Origin of the sequence: Novosphingobium terrae (assembly GCF_017163935.1) — a bacterium.
Lineage (GTDB): Bacteria > Pseudomonadota > Alphaproteobacteria > Sphingomonadales > Sphingomonadaceae > Novosphingobium > Novosphingobium terrae.
The window spans coordinates 1569694-1591881 of record NZ_JABVZR010000002.1; the positions used below are offsets into that span (position 1 = coordinate 1569694).

General features: G+C 60.6%; 16 protein-coding genes. All 16 read left to right on the forward strand.

Annotated features, from left to right (window positions below; translation table 11 throughout):
• Window positions 1-165 precede the first annotated feature (165 nt).
• The 16 genes from HGK27_RS24975 (at window position 166) to HGK27_RS25050 (ending at window position 22188) form a co-directional block, all read left to right on the forward strand.
• A complete protein-coding gene (locus HGK27_RS24975) occupies window positions 166-1539 on the forward strand; it encodes a hypothetical protein (RefSeq protein WP_206243538.1) in 1374 nt (457 codons plus the stop codon).
• 92 nt (window positions 1540-1631) lie between these two features.
• Window positions 1632-2297, forward strand: a complete 666-nt coding sequence (locus HGK27_RS24980) for a response regulator transcription factor (RefSeq protein ID WP_206243539.1) — start codon at window positions 1632-1634, stop codon at window positions 2295-2297.
• Window positions 2294-3613, forward strand: a complete 1320-nt coding sequence (locus HGK27_RS24985) for a sensor histidine kinase (RefSeq protein ID WP_206243540.1) — start codon at window positions 2294-2296, stop codon at window positions 3611-3613. The genes HGK27_RS24980 and HGK27_RS24985 overlap by 4 nt, the downstream gene beginning before the upstream one ends.
• A 306-nt stretch (window positions 3614-3919) precedes the next feature.
• Window positions 3920-6166, forward strand: coding sequence for a TonB-dependent receptor (locus HGK27_RS24990; protein ID WP_206243541.1), 2247 nt, complete (start codon window positions 3920-3922; stop codon window positions 6164-6166).
• Between the two features lie 71 nt (window positions 6167-6237).
• Window positions 6238-6699 carry a nuclear transport factor 2 family protein gene (locus HGK27_RS24995; RefSeq protein WP_206243542.1) on the forward strand — a complete coding sequence of 154 codons (462 nt, stop codon included), beginning with the start codon at window positions 6238-6240 and terminating at the stop codon, window positions 6697-6699.
• A 36-nt stretch (window positions 6700-6735) separates the two neighbouring features.
• The gene (locus HGK27_RS25000) at window positions 6736-7185 is read left to right on the forward strand and encodes a DoxX family protein (protein WP_206243543.1); all 450 of its coding nucleotides are present in this window, start codon (window positions 6736-6738) and stop codon (window positions 7183-7185) included.
• 7 nt (window positions 7186-7192) lie between these two features.
• The gene (locus tag HGK27_RS25005) at window positions 7193-8389 is read left to right on the forward strand and encodes a PepSY-associated TM helix domain-containing protein (RefSeq protein WP_206243544.1); all 1197 of its coding nucleotides are present in this window, start codon (window positions 7193-7195) and stop codon (window positions 8387-8389) included.
• 422 nt (window positions 8390-8811) lie between these two features.
• Complete coding sequence (locus HGK27_RS25010; protein WP_407674658.1) at window positions 8812-9963, forward strand: alpha/beta hydrolase-fold protein; 1152 nt, start codon at window positions 8812-8814, stop codon at window positions 9961-9963.
• A gap of 487 nt (window positions 9964-10450) precedes the next feature.
• Entirely contained in the window at window positions 10451-10714 is a 264-nt protein-coding gene (locus tag HGK27_RS25015) for a hypothetical protein (protein ID WP_206243545.1), read from the forward strand.
• Window positions 10698-13457: a TonB-dependent receptor domain-containing protein gene (locus HGK27_RS25020; RefSeq protein ID WP_206243546.1), complete on the forward strand. Its 2760-nt coding sequence runs from the start codon at window positions 10698-10700 to the stop codon at window positions 13455-13457. The genes HGK27_RS25015 and HGK27_RS25020 overlap by 17 nt, the downstream gene beginning before the upstream one ends.
• Before the next feature lie 72 nt (window positions 13458-13529).
• The gene (locus tag HGK27_RS25025) at window positions 13530-14723 is read left to right on the forward strand and encodes a PepSY-associated TM helix domain-containing protein (RefSeq protein ID WP_206243547.1); all 1194 of its coding nucleotides are present in this window, start codon (window positions 13530-13532) and stop codon (window positions 14721-14723) included.
• Window positions 14724-14771: 48 nt separating this feature from the next.
• Window positions 14772-15578, forward strand: coding sequence for a 3-keto-disaccharide hydrolase (locus HGK27_RS25030; protein WP_206243548.1), 807 nt, complete (start codon window positions 14772-14774; stop codon window positions 15576-15578).
• A 78-nt stretch (window positions 15579-15656) separates the two neighbouring features.
• Window positions 15657-16322 (forward strand): response regulator, encoded by a 666-nt coding sequence (locus tag HGK27_RS25035; protein ID WP_206243549.1) that lies wholly within the window; start codon window positions 15657-15659, stop codon window positions 16320-16322.
• 38 nt (window positions 16323-16360) lie between these two features.
• Window positions 16361-17647, forward strand: coding sequence for a sensor histidine kinase (locus HGK27_RS25040; protein ID WP_206243550.1), 1287 nt, complete (start codon window positions 16361-16363; stop codon window positions 17645-17647).
• A gap of 50 nt (window positions 17648-17697) precedes the next feature.
• Window positions 17698-19074, forward strand: a complete 1377-nt coding sequence (locus tag HGK27_RS25045; RefSeq protein ID WP_206243551.1) for a PepSY-associated TM helix domain-containing protein — start codon at window positions 17698-17700, stop codon at window positions 19072-19074.
• Between the two features lie 279 nt (window positions 19075-19353).
• Window positions 19354-22188, forward strand: coding sequence for a TonB-dependent receptor domain-containing protein (locus HGK27_RS25050; RefSeq protein ID WP_206243552.1), 2835 nt, complete (start codon window positions 19354-19356; stop codon window positions 22186-22188).

Below are 22188 nucleotides of genomic sequence, written 5' to 3' on the forward strand. Positions count from 1 at the left end.
GTCATATCAAACAGCTTTGCGCCATTGGGCACGTTCAATTCCGAGACGGGGTTTAAGTTCGGTTTCGGTTGGCTGTGATATGAACCGGTCGCGAAAGTGATGGAGTCATATCGGCAAGCCGAAATTTCGGCGGCTGTATGGACCGATAAGCGAGGGGGATGCCTGATGATGCGCAAGGCCGCTGCATGCCTGCTTGCGGGTGTGGCATTTGCTTTTACCAACGGAATGGTGTTGGCAGCAACCTCGAACATCTTTTCGACGGGCGCTGGGCGATCGGATACTCCCTCCTTATCAGCCTCTCTGCACCTGCAGCGTTTCGGGGAGCAACATGATCCCTTGCGTGTGCTGTTGCAAGAAACTGCTGGAAAAAGAGCGGCGCTGGTCGTCCTCGACATGACGTCGCTGTTCGGGCACACGATCCTGGCTGTGCGCCGGGTCGTGCGCGGAAACGCCGGAATCGCGCCGGACGATGTCCTCGTCATTGCCAGCCATACCTTCTCGGCCCCTCACATTTTCCCGCCCTCAGCCTATCTGGAAGGGCCGGATAAAGCGGAGGACGTGACAAGGGGCGAGCGGTTTGCTTCCGCCTTGAACGCCGCGGTCCAGCGCGCAAACGCAGATGCCGTCAAAAGCCTGAGGCCCGCGACGGTCGGGTTCGGGAGCGCGTTTGCAAAGATAGACGTCAGCCGTAACGTTGAAACGGCTCGAGCCCGGTGGCTGGGAGCAAGCGATGCCGGCCCCAGCGACAAGAGCGTTCAGACCTTGCGCTTTGACCACATGGCGCACAATTCCGTTGCGGGTCTGGCCAATTACGCGGTGCAATCCTCGATTACCGATCAGGTTGCCGTCGACGGGCATGACACGGCCATCACTGCTGATCCGGCTGGGGCTGCTATGGACCATGTAGAGCAACAGTTAGGAGAAGGAGCGGTCTGCCTGTTCCTCATCGGCGCGGCGGGTGATCAGGTGCCGTCCTTTACCGCCCGTCAGCACCTGCTGGACGGGCAAGGGGCGGATCGGGTGAGGGGGAGCGGCGCCTATCCGCTGATTGCCCTGCAGGGCGAGCGAATGGGCGAGGCGGTGCTCGCGGCTGAACCACCTCATTCATCATCCCTCGCCGACGTCGATCTCGATGTTCAGAACCGGTCAGTGGACCTCGCCAATCAGGAGCGGCCACGCGATCTCGCGCAGCTCGAACCTACCCGTGCCTATCAATATCAATTTTCAGGGCATTCGCCGGCATCCTATGCGATTCTGGCGATTGGTGATGTCGCGATCGTCGGCGTGCAGGTCAAACGATCCGCATCCACGGGTGTCTGGATCAAGGATCATTCGCCCATCACCCACACGCTTGTCGTTACCATGGTCAATGGAACAGCAAAATATCTGCCGCACTCCGAGAGTGATCGCCGTTTCGCATATGAGGCGATGAATTCATCTTATGTCCCTGGCAGCGTAGAAGTCATGGCCAACAGTGTCGTCGCATCGCTCCAGCAGATGCATGGTGCTCGCCCTGGCGGCAGGTGTCATGGCCGTTAAGGGTGATCCGACGGGGGTGGGGTTCAAGCGGGCTCACCTGAGGGAGAGTGTTGGTTAGACCCGGGCTGTCAAGATCATTTCAGGGGCCGGACATGAAGATACTTCTTGCAGAAGATGATCGAGATCTTGCTACGCGGCTGTCTCGGGCGCTCAACCGTGAGGCCTTTGCCGTCGACTGGGCGCAGGATGGCGAGACCGCACTCTTTCTGGCGCGAACGGGTAGCTATGATTGTGTCATTCTAGACCTTGGCCTGCCCAAGATCGATGGTCTCGCGGTCTTGCGGCAATGGCGCGAAGACGGGTTGAACGTTCCGGTGCTGATCCTGACAGCGCGCTATGCTTGGGCTGACAAATCGGCCGGTTTCGCTGCCGGTGCCGATGATTATCTGACCAAGCCTTTTCTGGGACAAGAACTAATTGTGCGCCTTCGCGCGCTTATTCGCAGAGCAAATGGTCAGAAAGCCGGCTGCGTACGATGTGGACCTCTCACCTATGATCCTATCAGCGGCGCCTTCACTCTTGGTAGCGAAACTCTACGTCTGACAGCATTTGAAGCGCGGATTCTCACCCGACTCGTGCAGTTTCCCGAGGCCGTGGTCGAGCGCGACAAGTTGCTCGACAGCATCTATGAATTTGAAGCCGATGTGCCCAACAATTCCTTCGAGGTTCTGATTGGTCGGCTGCGTCGCAAGATCGGCCACCAGATGATAGAGACTGTCAGGGGACAGGGCTATCGCCTTACGGCGGGTATCAAGTGAAACTACCGCTTTCGCTTCATGCCAGGGTGGGCTTGCTGTCGATCCTCATGGTGATCGCTGTTTTCGCTGCCAATTTCAAGGTAATCACCTTCGCTTTTGAAGGTGTCCTGGCGGACAACATTGATATAAGGCTGGATACCAACATAATTTTGCTACGACAATCCGTAGGCAATGGCGGCCTCCTAAACGTCGGGGGTTTGAGGGCATTTCCTGATCTCGTTAATCTCCCCTCCGGTTGGGGTTGGGATGTGGCCACGCCATCGGGACATTGGCATCGCGGCTTGGCCCCTGGTGACATCAGCTATCCTTTTCCTCGTATCCATGAGGATCGCGGCATTTACAGCGGTCGAGGACATGCCGTCTCAGGCGAGGAAGTCCATGTCCGCCGTCTCGACGAGGCTAGTCCCACTGGTACGATCAGAATCATCATGATGAGCCCCCGCGTGCAGATCGACAATGAGATCCATCGGGTCGGCGTGGAAATGTACACGGTCGGCGCCCAGGTCGTGGCGTTGTTGATCGTCATATCGATCTTACAGATCAGGGTTGGCCTTTACCCGCTGCGAAAGCTGGTTGATGATGTGGCGAAAGTGCATTCGGGAACGGCAGCCTCGCTCCCCGAACGCCAGCCCAGCGATCTTCAGCCACTGGCCACGGAGATCAATGCGTTGATCCTGCGTAACAAGACCGGGCTGGAAACCGCGCGCATCCACGCCGCCAACCTGGCCCATGCTGTCGCCACGCCGCTGGCCTCTCTGATGCTGCAACTGGAGTATGAAGAGGCGAGCCAAGAGGCGCAGGACCTGCTCGCGCATGTCTCGCAGCGCGTCGCCCACCATCTGCATCGCGCCCGGGGAGCGGCCGCAGGGGCGGATGGCCCATGTCATTGCGATGTGAACAAGGTGGTGGAGGACGTACGCGCGACGATGGCCCTGATCCATCGCAGCCATCCTGTCGAGATCGCGACGCAGATTTCGGAAACCTGCACAACGGCGGTCGATGCGGAAGATTTGGGGGAGATGCTCAGTAATCTGGTCGATAATGCTTGCCGCTATGCCAAGACTTGCGTGTCAATTTCGGTGATGACCAGGGGCGCGCGACTCGAGCTGATTGTCGAAGATGACGGAGACGGCGTGCCGGAAGATAAAATATTCAGTATTCTTCAGCCCGGTGTTCGTCTTGACGAAGTTAGTAAGGGCTACGGGCTTGGCTTGGCGATCGTTCGCGAACTGGTTGAACTCTATGGCGGAACATTGAAAATCGACGGTTCAGGCGGGTCGGGCGGTCTGCGGGCGATTGTCGATCTTCCCCGCTGAGTTTTGCATTTGGTTTAAGTTCGATTTCGTAGCGCTGTGCTAAGCAGGTTTTGCTCCCAGGGAAAGCATTCTCATGGCCGCGAATGGAGCGGACTGCTGTCGAGACGTCGGTGAAGGTTCTTCGAAAGGCGGGATGGCTCGCTTTCGAGTTCCGGCGCTCTGGCAAACAGGCCTGCTCTTGAGGCTGCTCGCGCGTGGAACGTGCTTTCGCGCGGCTTGTTACACGCCCGTCGGATCGGATTAAGTTTAGATAACTGTATTTTAATGATAAAATTAATAACGGCATAAATATGGGAGGAGCCAGCCATGGCCTTACATCGTTTCGCATTGACTATGTGGGCAGGCGCTAGCTGTCTGGCCTTGGCGGGTACGGCGCTCGCGCAATCGACCACGCCGCAATCCTCGACAGGTGATCAGAACACTGGAGTCGGCGAGATCATCGTGACCGCCAACCGCATCGCCTCGCTGGCGTCCAAGACGCCGATTACCCTGACGGCCGTCAACGCGGACAAACTGGCATCGCAGGGTGTCACCAATCCCACGCAATTGATGGACGTAGTTCCCAACATAACCATCGATCGAGGCAATGCCAATGGCTTGCAGATCAACATTCGCGGGGTCACCTCGACGGGCACAGCCTCGCAATCGGCTGCCTTCCTGCTCGACGGTATCTATGTGCAGCAGCAGAACGCACAGGAAGTCGCCTTCTACGACCTGAGCCGAGTCGAGGTGCTTCGTGGGCCGCAGGGCACGCTTTATGGCCGCAACACGACGGCGGGCGTGGTCAATGTCATCGCCGCGGAGCCCACGCAGAAGTTCGGCGCCTCAATCGAAGGCGGTTACGGCGTCTACAACGCGCGTAATGTGACCGCGGTCATCAACACGCCGATCACGGAGACACTGGCCGTCCGGCTGGCCGGCAATTATGAGGCGCGTGACTCCTATTATCGCCAGACCGTCGCGCAGCCCTACAAGAACCCGCTCGACAAGGACAACAAGTCGCTGCGGTTCAGCGCCTTGTGGAAGCCGACCGACGCGATCAAATGGCTGGTCAAGGTCGACTATACCTGGCTGAACGGTGCAGGCAGCGGCTTCGGGACTTCGCCGCTGATCTCGAACTTTTATGCCATGCCGCTGCCGGTCCCGCCGGCGGGCCAGCGCTCGCCCGATCCGGCCTACATCAACCCTTCGGCCGATGCGGCGCTGGCCAAGACCTACGCCAATGCCGCGCCCTTCTCGACCAATGACAGCACCTGGAGCGCCACCAGTAACCTTGACTGGCGACTGGGCAAAGACTGGACGCTGACCGTGCTGACCGGCTATCGCGAATTTAGCCGCAACGATACTGGCTCGGTGTTCTGGGGCACTGATTACAGCGGGGCGACGCCGGTCAACACTGTTCAGAGTGCCTTCACAACGCAGTTCTCGCGTTCGAATTCTGAAGAGATCCGGCTGGCCTATGACAATGGCAGGCTCAAGGCGCAGACAGGCTTCTACCATTTCTACAACCACGACACCACCATGCTGGCCTTTGGCAGCTTTGGCCTGCCAGCGCCCAATGTCTGGCAGGATTCGGTCGGCGTTTTCGGTCAGGCAACCTATTCGGTGACCGATCGCTGGCGCCTGACGGGCGGCCTGCGCTATACCCGGGACAGGCTGTTCTCAAACAGTCAGGCTGAATTGTTGCTGCCATTCGGTCCTTTCGTGCTCAGCGACTCCACGGTGGGTGGGCAGAGCAGCAAAGTGACATGGAAGGTGGGCAGCGACTTCGACATCACGTCGCATGTGATGGCCTATCTCACCGTGGCGACCGGTTATAAAGCGATTGGTTTCAATGCCAACTGCAAACCTACGGATCCAGGCTGCGAGTACAAGCCCGAAACTCTGACCAACTATGAGGGTGGCATCAAGGCGCGCTTGCTGTCGAACAAGCTTAATGTGACGGCCGATTATTTCCATTACAACTATAACGATCTGCAGATCAGCCAGATTGTTTCGCAGCTGATCGGTGGCGTTCTGACCCCCGGTTCGTTGACGACCAATGCCGCCAAAGCTAAGGTCGACGGCATCGAGCTGGAAGGAACCTTCGCTCCCACCCAGCGGCACCACTTCGACTTCTCGATTGCCTGGCTCAATGCGCGCTACGGCGCCTATGCCGTCGCGCAAGTCGCCGGATCGGGCAACTACGACAATGACAAGCTGGACCACGCCCCGACTTGGGCGTTGAACGGCGGATACACCTATCGCTATCCGCTGGCGAGCGGTGCCTCGGTCGAGGCTGGGGTCCATACCCGTTACACCACGGCGCAGTACATCATCAACTCCTCGGTCAACGCCCAGTTCGTCCAGCCGGCCTTCACCAAGACCGATTTGCGCTTGCGCTACACGGCGCCGGGCGAGCGCTGGTACGTCGAGGGTTACGCCAAGAACCTCGAGAACACCGTTGATGTCACCTACATCAACACGGCTCCCGGATGGCCCGCGTTGAACAACGGTACGGTCAGCACCGGCGATCCGCGCACCTATGGCGTTCGCGCCGGGCTCAAATTCTGACACCTCCAGCGGTCGGCGGCTCCCATGGCCGTCGGCCCACTTTTATTCGCTGGCCGTAAGGATTCAAGACGATGCAACGTTTCCCGCTGTCAGGCCAGGCTTTGGCGCTGGCATTTCTCATCGCATCTCCAGCCAGTGCCGAGCCGGCTTCTCGAGCGACCGAGCAGAAGCTGCTCGAAGCTGAGGATGCGCTTTTTGCTGCCGACATCCACCACGATGTTGCGGCGATCGAGCGCGGTTTCGCCGATGAGGCTGTCTTCGTCCACGCCAATGGCATGATGCAGACCAAGGCTGACTATATCGAGGCAGCCCGCCATCCCAAATTCTCCCCCAGCGAGATTACGACCGAGAGGCGCACCGTGCGGATTTTCGGTAAGGTTGGCGTGGTGCGCGGGATCAAAAAGCTGACGGCGGGTCCGATGCATCTCTCGGGAAGCTATCTGGCCGTCTATGTGCTACGCGACGGGCGGTGGCAAATGCTCGAGGAGCAGTCGGCCCCTGCGTATGTGCCGCCCGCCGTACCCAATCCCTGATAAACTGCAAGCTCTCATTCAAGTCAGGAACAGCATATGCCTGCCGTCAGCAAATCGTCTGCCCTGTTGCGGCGCCTGTGGGATGGCGAGCCTTCTACTGTTACGGCGGCGCCCTATGCCGCCCTTCTTCTGCGAATCACCCTGGCAGCGTTCTTTCTGGCCCATCTCTACAACAAGTTTTTCACCAAGGACGGGTTCTGGGGATGGTGGGCGGCGTTGACGCGCCTGCACTCCGCTTATGTGCCGATCTATGTCCTCAGCGTGGAGTTCTTCTGCGCGATCCTGTTGCCGCTGGGTTTCAAGACGCGCTGGGTTGCGCTCTATGCCGTTCCGTCCTTCATTGGCATCATCGCATTCTGGATACGCATTGGCGGTTACTGGTTCACCAACCCGGGCGCGGAGTTCCCAGTGATGTGGCTCTGCCTACTGATCCTGCAGGTGGTGCTGGGCGATGGGGCATTCTCCCTCAAGACCGGACGCGGGTGATCCTGCTATGCAAATGCGAGCCATTCATCGTGTCCTCTCCATCCTGGTGGTGGTCTTCACGCTCTATCTCGGTGTAACGGGATCGCTGATCGAGATGATCGATTTCAAGACCATCATTACCGACGCACCGGCAACGGATCCTGACCGAAAGGCGATGCGTGAGGATTTCGCCGGACCGCCCAACTTCCGAGTGCTGGGGGTGACCGATCATGTCGCGCCCGTGCTGCCTCAGGGCTCCGATCTGGCGGTCATGACGGCCAGGATTATCCGCAGGGCCAGAGAGCGGTTCGGCCAGACGCCGCTTAAATTCGTGGAATTGCGCATGGCTGGCCGCACGCCGGTCGGCCAGGTCAGGACCGCGCAGGGCGAGTATCGTTTCGACGCCGAAAGCGGTGCGTTTTTGGGCATGGCGCCTGAAGTCGAGAATGAGAACATGCCGCCGCCCGCCTTGCGCAATACCTTCAAACATCTTCACCGAATGACCACCTTCGGCAACTGGGCACTGTGGATCAACATCATTGTATCCCTTGCTCTGGCGATGCTGATTGTCACCGGGATCGTGATCTACGGGCGGGTCTACGCGATGCGCCGTAAGATCAAGCGCGGCAATCCGTTCTGGAGCGCGGGCGGCACATGGCGCCACCTGCATCGTTCGATTTCGATGGCCGCGGCTCTTTTCCTCACGCTAATGGTCATGAGCGGGGCGTGGCTGGCGGTCGAGAGCCTGATGTTCGGCCTGTATCTCTCCCATTCGCCGGGTGTATTCATGATCGACCCTTCCGCGCCGCTCGACGACAAGGCGCTGCCCACCATGGTCCGCACAACGCTCGATGCCTTTCACAAAGCCGAACCGGGTGAAGGGCTGCGCGTTCTGCGCCTTCGCCACTATGGTACCTGGGACCAGGGCGTTGTCATCACGGCGGGACAGGAAGCACGTCAACTGGTCTTCGATACCGCCAGCGGCCAACCGATGCGGCTGACCGAACCGGGATATCCTCCCACTGGCTTCCCATTTGGATGGCAGGCTCACCAATGGGCAAAGAGCGTCCACCGTGGGGATTTTTTTGGTCTGACGGGGCGTATGACCAACTTCCTGGCCGGGCTCGCTATGATCTATCTCTCTGTTTCCGGCATCGTCATGTACTGGACGATGTGGGCCAAGAGGCGATCGAGCGGCCGGACATCCTTCTTCTGGAAGGGTTAAGGTCAGAGCCTGCGTCCCGGTGAACTTGCCAGGGAGTCCATGACCATCATGATTACGGGGGGCACAAGACGTGATTGATGTTTCGAGACGCGAAGTCGTGGCAGTGGGCGCGATGCTGGCAGAGGCCGCGTCATCAGCAGCAGGGGGTAGGGGCTATGCAGGCCCGCGCACAAGGCGAATTGCAACTGCCTCGGGCACAGTGGATGGTCCGGCAACGGGCGAAAAGGCGTCGGTAACCGCCGATCAGAGTGCCTGGGCAGAAGGGTATCTGCGTCATTGGCGAAGTGCCGGCGGCGGAAGAGGTCCAGGGCATTGCGGTAGAATATGATGTGATGATCGACCCGGCCGGTCTGGGGTCTGACACCTTTGACGCGGGCGTGATGCCAGCGCCATAGTGCTATTTTCCTGGCCTTCCCCTTGCGATGGACAAGAAACTTGCCATCGAAATGGTCTGCCTGCGCGCCATCGCGCTGGTCTTTCCCAATGGCCCGGCAGGCCTGCGGGCCAACCGCAAAAGCGTGGCCGGCCGTTTCGGCATCGTCGAGCTCCAGAATGGGGCCGATCTCAGCCTGCCCACCACCGACAGCGACAAGGTTGCCCTGTCGCAGAACAAGGCAGTGAAGACCGCCAGCGGCGCCACCTATGCCGCCAGCGACAAGGTGTGGAGCAATGTCGGGCGGCGCGGCAACAGCGTGGTCATCCGCGGCGTCGATGCCTGGGAGCAGAACCACTGGTGGTGGGACGATACGCGCTCGGCCTGGCTGGAATACAGCATCTATCTGCCCAAAAGCTTCGTCAAGCCCGGCGGCGAAAACAAGGCCTATCCGCTGGTGCTGGCCATCACCCATTCGGGCACCAGCTATGACGGCACCTGCGCCCAGACGCTGACCGAGCAATGCATCGCCAGCATCTGGAGCCTGCCCGAGGAGCAGGAGCGCCATGAATGCGTCATCATCACCCCGCGCTATGAACGCACCACGATGAACGACTATTGGGAGCATACCGCCGACGTCGAGAACACCTACCGGCTGGTCGAAAAGCTGCTCTCCAACACATGGAACTATGGCAATCCCAACCTGCCGGATCGCGCGAACAAGGTGCTGAAGATCGATCCCGGCCGGGTCTATTGCACCGGCTGGTCGATGGGGGCGATGACCTCGCTGTGGCTGATGGCGAAGCATGCCGGAACCTTTGCCGCAGGCCTGATCATCGCCGGGCAGCAGCGGCCCGAGGATGTCGCCACGCTGGCCGATCAGAAGCTGCTGATCATCACCGGCACCGAGGACGGCAAGGCCACACCCTGGAACGAAAAATGCGTGCCTGTCTGGCAGCAGCATGGCGCGAAGGTGACGCGCCCGGCAGAAAAGCTCGATCCCGCGCTGATCTTCCCGGTGGAGCGGCAGCAGGCGCTGACGGTGCAGGTCGATGGCTATCTGGGCAAGGGCGGGAACATCACCTTCCTGACCTTTCAGGGCGTCGATCATATGGGTTCGGCGCGCAAATTCTTCTACATCAAGGCTGCCCGAGAATGGCTTTCCACCAATAAGGCAGTGATCGCGTGCCGAGCAAGTTGATGGGAGCCAAAAGGCTCCTTGGTGGATACGCTCTGCTTCCCTGGTGCTTATCGGCATCCCGCGCCAAGCGCGCGCAGGATAGGTTCCTTGTACTTCGAATGCTCCGCTTTTCTTGGGGCGGCGAGGTTGCGCCCTGTCGCCGCTAACGTCTCTTACGGAGGTCAGGTCCACTGAACCTTGACCGGAGACTTTGCAAATCTGCTCACTCACGTTGAAATATCTATACCTCCAGGACACCGATTTTTACTTTCGGTTTGGATTGGGCTGTTACCGCTCGCCATCAGACATCAAGGGGGAGAACCCCTGGTATTAGGGGGAGGTGAACAATGGCAAGCTGTTGTTCTCAGAAGGCAAACAGAAGCATGGCGCACAAAATGCCAGCAAGGCGCGGGTTTGGGCGCACCGGGCTGCATTGAGCACTCTCGCGCATTGAGGCGCCTCTGAACGCCTAGACGTTCCAGCCAAAGGAGCATCAGGCTTGTGCCCGATGCTTGGACCGAACGCGCGGCTCGGCCCGGTCTGCCCGCTTCCAAATCATGCGCCTGAACGCTTTGGTATCACCCGCCACGACCCGCGTGCCGGCGCTGCTGCCCCACGCTTCATTTCCAATCGCCAGAACAACATGTTCAAAGGGGAGGGATTTCATGGATATTTGTTCGTCAAAGGCCAGGCTGGTCGCCTCGACGGGGCTCTTGCCGCTGGTCCTGTTGTCGTCGACCGCTTTTGGACAAGACATGAAGGCCGCGGGTAAATCCACCGCCTCCGTCGCTGACATCATCGTAACGGGGTCGCGGGTTGTGACCAATGGCAATGCGAGCCCGCAGCCCGTTACCGTGATGCAGGCGACCGAATTGCTCAAGGCGCAGCCCACCACCCTGTTCGACGGCTTGGCGAACATGCCGATCTTTGCCTCGTCTCGTGGGCAGCTCTCCCAGCCCACCGCGGGGCCATCGGCGGGCGGCGCGGGAGCGGTGAGCGCGCTCAACTTGCGCAACCTTTCACCTCTGCGCAATCTGGTGCTGCTTGATGGCCAGCGCGTGCCGCCCTCCACTTACAACGGTTTTGTTGATATCGACATCATCCCGGAGGCGTTTATCAAGCGGGTTGATACGGTCACCGGCGGCGTCTCGGCGGTCTATGGTTCGGATGCGATCTCGGGCGTCATCAACTTCGTCACCGACAACCACTTCAACGGGGTCAAGGTTGGTGGCCAGTATGGCATCTCGCAATATGGCGACGGGGCCGAGCGCAAGATCAACGTAGCCTGGGGCCACGACCTGTTCGGCGGGCGCGGTCATATCGAGGCAAGCTTCAACCATTACGACGACGCGGGCATTTTGAGCCGTCAGGATCGCCCCTTCAACAACAACGCCTATGGGGGCGCCAATACTGCGGCCAGCCCCTATGTGCTCTACAACAATGTGCGCCAGTCGAACTTCACTTTCGGCGGGCTGATCACCAATGGGCCGCTGGCGGGCAAGACCTTCAACACCAATGGCGTTCTCACACCTTTCGTCAATGGCACGCCCACCGGCAGTGCCAATGCTCAGGTGGGCGGCGACGGCGCCTACAACGATTCCAGCATCAAATCGCCGCTCAACAGCAACCAGTTCTTCGTGCGCTTCGACTATGATGTGAGCGATGACCTCCATTTCCACACGCAGGGCATGGGCGACAGCAAGACGACCCAGCAATACATCAGTTGGAACTCACTCTCGAATGTCACGCTCAGCAGCAGCAACGCCTTTCTGACGCCCGCCCAGCAGGCTTCGCTGGCAGGCGTCTCGACCTTCACGCTGTCCAAGATCCTCAACCAGGCGCCGCGCTATTCGATCGAATCGCATGTCGACCAATATTTCGTCAACACCGGGCTCGACGGCAAGTTCGGTAAGGATACCGACTGGGGGATCGACTTCAATTACGGCAAGACCGTTCTCAACAACACCTATCACAACAACATCAACAATCAGAAGTTGTCCGCCGCGCTGGATGCGGTGAATGTCAGCGGCACAGTGCAATGCTATGCCGCGACACAGGCGGCGACGGCGGCGGCCTACAAGAATTGCGTGCCGCTCAATGTCTTCGGCCCCACGGCGGCCAGCGATGCGGCGCTCGCCTACATCACCGACACGACCCATCTCAACGTCTACACCGCCACCTACGACCTGCGGGCGCATATCGGCACGCGGCTGTTCGACACCTGGGCCGGGCCGGTCAAGGCGGCCTTCTCGGCGGAATGGCGCAAGAATTCGCTGGCCTTCAACTCCGACGCCTTGCCCAGCAGCTATGCCGACTGCACCAACCTGCGCTACAACTGCAACGTCAACACCGCGCTCAACGCCAGCACCAACGCCAATTTGCCCAAGGTCAGCCAGACGGTGAAGGAAGGCGCGGTTGAGGTGCTGGTGCCGCTGCTGCGCGATTCCGCGATCGGGAAAGCGCTGGACTTCACCGGTGCCGCACGGTTCACATCGTACAGCACCAGCGGGCAATACTGGACGTGGAAACTGGGCGCCGACTGGAAGATCAACGACAGCCTGATGCTGCGGGGCACGCAATCGCGCGATATCCGCGCGCCCCAGCTGTCAGACCTTTATCAGCCGACAGCCGTGGTGATGTCGACCTTCAACGATCTGCTCATGAACGGTCCGCCTTATACCAATGGCGTAACCTACGCCAACATCCCCTCCTACAATCAGGGTAATCCCAAGCTGACGGCGGAGAAGGGCAACACGCGCACGTTCGGCGCCGTGTGGAAACCAGGCTTCATCCCCAATTTCAGCATTTCAGTCGATTATTTCTACATCAAGATCACCGATGCCATCCAGCAGTTGCGTGGCTTCGACACTGCGGTGCAACAGGCTTGCTATCAGAGCGGCGGCTCGTCGCCCTATTGCGCGCTCCAGCAGCGCACACTGGGTAATTTCACCGTGAGCCCGGCCAACACCATCATCTCGACCACCGCCAAGAATCTCAACATCGCCGCCATCACCACGCAGGGCATGGATGTGGAGTTGAACTGGCACGGCACGCTGGCCAGCAAGCCTGTGTCGTTGCGCCTGTTCACCACCTACCAACCGCATATCACTTTCGCCGTGCCCGGCACGGTCACGCTCGATCAGGGCGGGGCGGCCATCGGCAACGCCCCCTTCTTCGCCAGCCCGGCATGGCGGGTCAATGGCTCGCTGCACATCGATCCCGCCCCGGCGGTGGGGATCGACATTCGCGAGCGCTGGCGCTCCTCGATGCGCTATGACGGTGTGCCGACCGACTATTTCGCCCAGACCCTGGCAGCCGTCGCCTACACCGATCTCAATCTGGTGTTTCGCATCAAGGATGATCGCCTGAAGCCCGAATTTTACATCAACATCCAGAACCTGTTCAACAAGGCGCCCCCCGCCTTCGCCGGAGGCACGACACCGGGGACCTCCTATGCTTACAGCGACGATCCGGTGGGGCGCTATTTCACCGTCGGCGTGAACACGCGCTTCTAGCCGCTCACCGGCCTTGCGGTCTCCATACCGGACCGCAAGGCCCATCCGGACTTGCTTTCGAGGTCATGTGCTATGCGTCGGTTTCATCGATTTCTTGCCGTCTTCGCCGTCTTCATCGGGCTTTACGTCAGCGTGACGGGCATCGTCCTGCAGGCCATCGACCTCAAGGTTCTGCTCACCCAAGCTCCCGCCAGCGATCCGGACTTGCGTGCCATCCGCGAGGGACGCAACGGACCGCCCAATTTCGTGGTGGCCAAGGACAGCGATGTGTCCGCCGCACCGCTCCCGGCAGACTTCAATTTCGGGCAGGCGCTGGCCAGAACGACCGGTGCGGCGCGAGCGCAGCTGTATGGAGCGCCGCTCAGCCTCGTGGAATTCCGCATGGTCGGGCAGAGGCCGGTGGGGCAGGTGGCGTCACGAGGCGCGATGCTGCGGGTGGATCTGGCGAGCGGCACGGTCGAGCCCCTGCCCAAGCTCGGGCCGCCGCCGCCCGGGCTGCCCTCCCTGCGCAACACGGTGAAGAACATCCACCGAATGCTCGCCTATGGTGACGTAGGCGTGGCGATCTTCTTCGTGCTCGCGCTGGCGATGTGCGCCATGCTCGTCACCGGGTTGACGCTTTATGTCCGCTTGCTGCGGGCCCGGCTGAAACTGGGGCGGCCGAGCCCCTTCTGGTCCGCCGGTAGCGCGTGGCGCAGCCTGCACCGCGCGGTGGCGGTCGCCTCCGCGCTGTTCCTTATCGTGGTGGTGGGCAGCGGCACCTTGCTGGCATTTGGCGACGTAGGCGTCTCGGCCTACCGCCTGGCGCATCACGGCACGCGGCCAGGCACGACGGTGGATGTGTCGGCGCCTTTGTCCGATGCCCAACTGGCGGCCATGTTGCGCGTAACGCTGGCCTCCTGGCGCGCGGATCATCCCGCCGAAGCGATCCGCGTGCTGCGCCTGCGCAGCTTCGCCGGCATGCCGCAAGGCGTGGTGGTGACGGGTGGCGACGACGCGCGGCAGGTTGCCTATGATGCCACCACGGGCGCCGTCGCCAGCCTGTCCGGAGCGCATTACCCAGCGACTGGACAACCCTTCGGCTGGGCCGAGGACCAGTTCGTCAAGGGCATCCATCGCGGCGACGCCTTCGGGATGGTGGGGCGCTGGATCAGTCTTTTCACCGGCTTGTCGCTGCTGTTTCTCTCCATGTCGGGTGGGGTCACCTATTGGGAACTATGGAACCGGCGGCGGATCGCCGGGCGCCGCGGCCTGTTCTGGCCCTGATCCCGGCATGCCCTTCCCTTGTCGTCCCATTCTGAAAGGTTCGTCTCGATGAAGACCATCCTTGCTTCGCTTGGCCTTCTGGCCTGTGCCGCGCCGGCCGGCGCTCAAAAGCCCGTTCCCAACATCCTGCCGCCGCTCGCCGGCCCGCCGCCGCTAGCTCATCTGCCCTATGATTTCGACGACCACGCCGGCTGGCAGTCGATGTTCGATGGCGTGAGCCTGAAGGGCTGGCGAGGCACACCGGGCTGCTGGCATGTCGATCAGGGGGCCATCACCTGTGCCAATCCGGCGGGACCGTCCTGGTTGTTGTGGGAAGGCGGCGATCTCGCCAATTTCGAATTCAAGGCGCGCATCAGGCTGGAAGGCATCGGCGCCAATTCGGGCCTCCAGTTCCGCGCGACCATGCTGGGCAAGACCGACAAGGCGAATTCCGAGTGGGAGTCCTTTGGCTATCAGGCTGACTATGACGACACCAATGGCAAGACCGGCGAACTGGCCGAATGCTGCCGCACGCCCCAGCGCGGCCCTGTTTCGCGCCCCGACAAGGCGGGCCTCGGCACGGTGGTCGAGATGGCGGCGGACGATGCCGCAAAGCCGCGCATCGTCGCCGATCTGGGCGATGCCGAGGCACTGCGCAAGACCATCCGGCTGGGCGAATGGAACGAGTTGCACCTGATCGCGCGCGGCACGACGATCCTGTACATCCTCAATGGCCACGTCCTTTCCATTCTCATCGATACCAATCCGAAGCGGCTTCTGACCTCGGGAAAATTCCTGCTCCAGATGGAATATCTCAACCGGCGCGGCGATGTGAAGGTGTCGTTTCGCGACCTCTGGGTCAAAACCTTGCCGTAGGGCGTATCGTGGCGGCCTCTGGGGATGCCTTTGCTCCGTCCGGCTGCTAAGGAGATTGTTGGGAAAGGAGCGATGGCGATGCGGATTTTGCTGGCCGAGGATGATGCGGTGCTGACGTCGCATTTGCAGCGCATCCTGCATCGCGAGCATTTTGCTGTCGATGTGGCCGCCAGCGGCGTCGATGCGCTGCACATGGGCTATGATGAGGCTTACAACTGCGTTGTACTTGACCTGGGCCTGCCGCTGCTGGATGGCGTTTCGGTACTGCGAGGATGGCGGGACGCAGGACGGAGCTTCCCCGTGCTGATGCTGACCGCTCGCAATGCCTGGAGTGACAAGGCTGCAGCGTTCAAAGCCGGAGCGGATGACTATCTGACCAAGCCCTTCCTGCCCGATGAACTGGTCGCCCGCATTCGCGCGCTGCTGCGCCGGGCTAACGGTGGCAACACCGCGCCAATCCGCTGCGGGGCGCTCAGCTATGAAATGCAGACCGGCGGTTTTTGGCTCGGGGAGCAGCCCCTGTCGCTGACGGCTTTCGAGAGCCGGCTGCTGACCGCGCTCATCATGCGCAAGGAGGCGACCGTCGAGCGTTCGCGCCTGCTCGACAGCATTTACGAAGCGGCCGCCGATATTCCCGCCGGCACCATGGAGGTGCTGATCGGCAGGCTGCGCCGCAAGATCGGTACCGAGATGATCCAGACCGTGCGGGGGCAGGGCTATCGCCTGACGGCAAAGCTCTCATGAGGCCACTCTCGCTGCATGCCCGCATCGGCGTAGGAGCGATGCTGGTGGCGATTCTAGTTCTGATGGCGACCTCCTATTGGCTGACGGAAAATCTCAACACGGCCATTTCTGAAATTATCGATGAGCGCATGGATGTGCAGATCCACGCCATCGAGGTGGCTTTCGGGCCGGATGGCCGTCTTGATCGCTCCCGTCTGTTTCGCCTGCGTGAAGTCGCCGTGCCCAGGACGAGTTGGGGTTGGCAGGCGCAATCGCCCGAGGGCGCATGGCAGGAGGGAGTCCCCATCCTGCGCGCCGGCTTTGCCATGCCGCGCAAGCATGTGATTCGCGGCGTTTACAGCGGCAACGGCTACACACCGAGTGGCGCATGGATGCGCCTGCGACGCAAGGAGATTACCACGCCCGGCGGCATGAGGGTGGTGACGGTTGCCGCGCCTGAGGAATTGCTTAAGCATCCGCTCGCCAACATCGATCTCATCATCCGGCGCCAGATTACGATGCTGGCGATTTTCCTGATCGTCGCTATCGGGCTGTTGCTCAGCCTGGGCCTGCAACCGCTGCGCCTCCTGCGCGATCAGGTCGCACGGCTGCGCAATGGCGAAAGGCAGTCGGTTGCTACATCGCAACCGGCCGAACTGTGGGCGCTGGCTCGCGAGCTCAACGAACTTGTCGAGCGCAACCAAGCCGGCCTGCAATCGGCGCGGGACCATGTCGCCAATCTGGCGCATGCCATCAAGACGCCGCTGGCCAGCCTGGCGTTGCAGCTCGATCTGGAGGAATCGAGCACACTAAGCCGCGCGCTGGTGGCGCAGATCGGCGATTGCATCGCACATCATCTCCACCGGGCGCGCAGCGCGGCGATTGGGCTTGGCGAACGGGCGCGATGCGACCTTGCCGCTATAGGAGAGGACCAGGTGCTCACTATGCAGCGCCTCTTTGCGGATCGTCACATCATCATTGACAACCGCATTCCTGACCCTTGCCTGGTGCAGGTCGATGGCGAGGACATGAACGAGATGTTGGGCAACATTCTCGAAAATGCCTGCCGCTTTGCGCGCTCTCGCGTCGAAATCGCCTGCATCGTCATGGGGCGCGACATTCACCTCTCGATCTGTGATGACGGTCCGGGCATCGCTCCCGAGGCGATTGCCCTTGCGATGCAGCCGGGGCAAAGGCTCGACGAGCAATCAGAAGGATATGGCTTCGGTCTTGTCATCACACGTGAACTGGTGGACCTTTACGGCGGCCAGATCCTGCTCTCGGCCTCCGATGATTTGGGCGGCCTTGCTGTCTCGCTGACGTTACCCCGCCAGATCGCGGTCTGACCGACGATTTTGCGTCTGCAGTTTTATATTCGGTTCTGTTTGGATTGTTAGTGCGCCCCTTCAAGCGGTGGAGCGGCGGGAAGCCATCTCGGCCGCCCTGGGGAGATGACGATGACAAGCACAGTTTCATGTGCACGACAAAGATTCGCGGTCGCGAGCAGGACAGGGATGCCCCGCCCATGATGCTGCGCAGCATACATCGTATCGTGGCGATTTTGATCGTATTGGTCACGCTCTATCTCGGCGTCACGGGGACACTGATCGAAGCGGTCGACCTGCGGACCCTGATGACCGATCCGCAGCCCTTCGATCCCGACCTGATGGCCATGCGCGAGGATTTCGAGGGGCCGCCGAATTTCCGCGTCCTCAAGACCAGCGATCATCTGGCGGGCACGATTCCCGATCAAGCCGATTACGCCGCGCTCCTGGAGCGCGTGGCTAAGGCCGCTCGTGCCGAAAATCCCGGATTGCCGCTACGCTATGCCGAACTGCGCGTGGCGGAAGGCCGGGTCATCGGGCAGGTGAAAATCGGCGAACGAGAACTTCGCTATGACGCGCTGACAGCTGCGCCGCTCGGCGCGCCGCCGCAAGGGCTTGATGGGCCACGTCATCCCCCATCACTGCGCAACACGATCAAGAGCCTGCATCGCATGACCAGCTTCGGCAATTGGGCCTTGTGGATCAATGTGGTGACGGCAGCCGGTCTGATCCTGCTGATCGTGACCGGGGTGATCCTCTACGTCCGGATTTACCGCGTACGCTTGCGCATCAAGCGGCCCAATCCATTCTGGAGCGTGGGTGGCACCTGGCGGGCTCTGCACCGGTCGATTTCGATCGCCTGCGCCCTGTTCCTGACGATCGTGGTTCTGAGCGGTGCATGGCTGGCCTATGAGAGCCTGATCTATGGCATGTACAATGCCGCTCATCGCCCAGCCCAGCCCATGGCGGAGCGGTCGTCCGGCAAAAGCCGCGGACCAGCCACAGGCAACTACGCCGATGTCTCCAGCCCGCTGCGCGATGAGGAATTGGCACCGATGCTGCGTACGACACTCGGCACCTATCACCGCATCATGCCCGATCTAGCAATCCGCGCGGTGCGTCTGCGTTATTTCGCCGGCATGCCGCAAGGGGTGGTCATCACCGACGGCTATCGCGCTCAGCAAATCGATATCGACACCGCCACCGGCAGGCGGGTCAGCCGTACCGAGGCGTCCTATCCAGAAACGGGCTTTCCTTTCGGATGGGAAGCGCATCAAATCGCCAAGGGCGTGCATCGCGGTGATTATTTCGGCGTGGGTGCTCGTGCGATGAGCATCATCGCTGGTGTTGCCATGATCTATCTCTCCGTTTCGGGCATCGCACTTTACGCTGCGATGTGGCGGAAGCGGCGCGAGAGCGGCAGAAAGGCCTTCTTCTGGAAAGGATGATCGCTGCTTTAGATTCGGTTTGGATTGGGGTGATAGAGCCCGGTCCTAGCCAGGGCCAAAGTGTCGAAGCACAACCGTCGGTAGGGTGAACAGGGAGAGGCGGGGGCCTGGTAGGGGCCTTCAGCCCAACCGGTCGGTCGAGCCACACATCGATATGCGGAACAACGCTATGCTCGGGGACCGGCGCCTGCGGCCTGCAATCAGGCTGCTTTGACATGTTCCGCGTCACTGTCGTCGCGCAGCCAATTTCAGACACCAATCAAAAGGAGGGGATTTTTTATGGACAATCGTATGTATCGTTCGTCGCTCAGAGCATCCGCGGGACTGCTTGCTTTCGTCGTTCTGGGCGGCACGGCCCACGCGCAGGATGCCGCCGCGCCTGCCAAGGATCCCGCGCCAGACCATGAGATCATCGTGACTGGATCCAGACTCGCTACCAACGGCAACAGCAGCCCGACGCCGGTGACGGTGGCCGGTGTGGATACGCTGCTCAATGCCCAACCGGCTGGTGTGATCGAGGGCCTCAACAGCCTGCCCGGCCTGATGGGCTCGACCAACCCGACCAGCAATGCCAAAAGTGGCGGCGTCAACGAACTCAACCTGCGTGGCATCGGCTACACGCGCGGGCTGATCCTGATCGACGGACGGCGGGTGGGGCCGACACAAGGCGACGGCTCGGTGGACGTCGATGTGGTGCCACAGGTGCTGCTCAAGCATGTCGATGTGGTGACCGGTGGCGCCTCGGCGGCCTATGGGTCGGATGCAGTGTCGGGCGTGGTCAACTTCGTCACCGACACCAAGTTCAACGGGCTCAAGCTGGACCTGCACAGCGGGATCTCGAACTATGGCGACGACCGCAAGATCGGTGTCAGCGCAGCATGGGGAACCAAGTTCAGCGATGGGCGGGGCCACTTCGAGATCGGCTATGAATATGCCGACAATGCAGGCTTCCTGCGCTCTAGCCGGCCCTTTATGAACAATTATTCCAGCCTGGTGGGATCGGGTACTGCGGCCTCGCCCTACACCACCATCTATGGCGGCAGGCTCAACACCGTGGCCTTTGGCGGCCTGATCAACTCAGGCCCCCTGGCCGGTTTGCAGTTCGCGCAGAACGGCGTGCTGTCGGCTTTCAACAAAGGCACGGTCACGGCGACTCCTTCGGTCAGCACCGGGGGAGACGGCGCCTACTTCATCGGTTCCACGGCGGGCACGCCGCTGGTCAACCATCGGTCGATGGCGCGCCTGGACTATGATGTCACCGACAGCATCTCGGCGCATGTGACCGGGATCTTCAGCAAGTTCAAGCAGAGCTATACCCAGCAAAACCCCTTGTTCAGCGCCATCAGCATTGGCTACAACAACGCCTATCTGGCCAGCGTGCAACCGCAGTATCAAGCGACTATCGCAGCGCAGCCGGTCGGCTCCTCCTTCACCTTTTCCAAGATGGACCTGTCGCTCCCCGCCTATCAGTACAATGTACTCAACAGCTATTACAATGTGGATGCGGGGCTGATTGGCAAGCTGGGCGGCTTCGATTGGGAGGCCGATTACTATCGCTCGGAGAACCATCAGACCACGCGGAACAACAACAATATCAACCTCCAGCATCTGTGGGCTGCGACCAATGCCGTGAGCAGTGGCGGCCAGACCGTTTGCAATGCGGCATTGACCAATCCAAATTACGCCAATTGCGTACCGCTCAATCTGTTCGGGCCGTCTTCGGACCAGACTACGGCGATGTCCTATATCGAACAGGCAACGTCGAGTACGCAGCATTATACCACGGATGATTTCAACGGTAACATCAAAGGCACGTTGTTCCATCTGCCTGCGGGCGATGTGAAAGCGGTGGTGATGGGGGAATGGCGCAAGCTGACATATGAAGTGGGCAGCAACGCCACCCCGACGGATATGATGGATTGCAACGGTATTCAGTTCAACTGTGTTAACAGTCAGAATTCTTTGCGCTATCTGGGCGGACAAGTCGCCATCCGCACACCGGTTAGCCAGACCGTCACTGAGGTCGCCGCCGAAGCCGAGGTGCCGGTGCTGGCAGACAAGCCATTCTTCAAATCGCTCAATCTGAACGGTGCCGTGCGCTATGCCCATTATGACACCAGCGGCGGCGCCTGGACCTGGAAGGGCGGGGTGGTCTGGAATGTCAGCGACGAATTGACCCTGCGCGCAACGCGCTCACGCGATATTCGCGCGCCCAATCTGACCGATCTGTTCGCTCCCGCGGCGCTGACTACGGTCAACTACAACGACCTGCACACCAACACCTCGGGCATCGCTACCCAACTGTCTTCGGGCAATCCCACCCTCAAGCCCGAGAAGGCCGATACGCTGACGCTGGGCTTCGTATTCAAGCCGCATTGGGTGCCCGGCTTTAGCCTGGCGGTCGACTACTACAAGATCAACATCAACCAGGCGCTGGTCAATCTCTCCGGCTTCCAGCCAGCGACGCAAGCGGCCTGCGAGACCTCGGGCGGTACAGCGGCAGTCTGCGCGCTCTATGTCCGTCAACACCCCTTCAGCGACAATACCTCGGACAATTATCCCACGCTTCTGCTCGCCCAGACGCTTAACGTCGCCTCGCTGGCAACCCACGGGATCGACATCGAGGCCAATTATGCCCACCCGATCGCCAATCAACTTCTGACCGCCCGCGCGCTCGTGACCTATCAGCCGGTCCTGCGCTACAACAACGGACCGACCGGCATCGTCGACATGGGCGGCGCGGCCGACGGCGTTGCGGGCCTGCCTCCCATTCCCAAATGGAAGGTGGTCGGCGCTGTAAGTTATGACATCACCCACGCGGTTCATGCCATGGTGCAGGAGCGCTGGCGTGCGAAGCTGAAGCAGAATGGCACGCCCTCACTGGTGTTCGCCACGGGCAATGTGGCATCGGTGGGGTACACCGACGTCAACCTGAGCGTGGATGTGGCGCGCAACTTCACAGCCTATTTTAACATCCAGAACCTGTTCAACACAGCGCCTCCGCTGTTCAACAGCAGCGGCGCGTCGACGCAGCTCAATTATTTCGGGGGATTTGCTCAAGGTGATGATACCGAAGGTCGCTACTTCACGGTGGGTGTGCGCTGGAGGATGTAA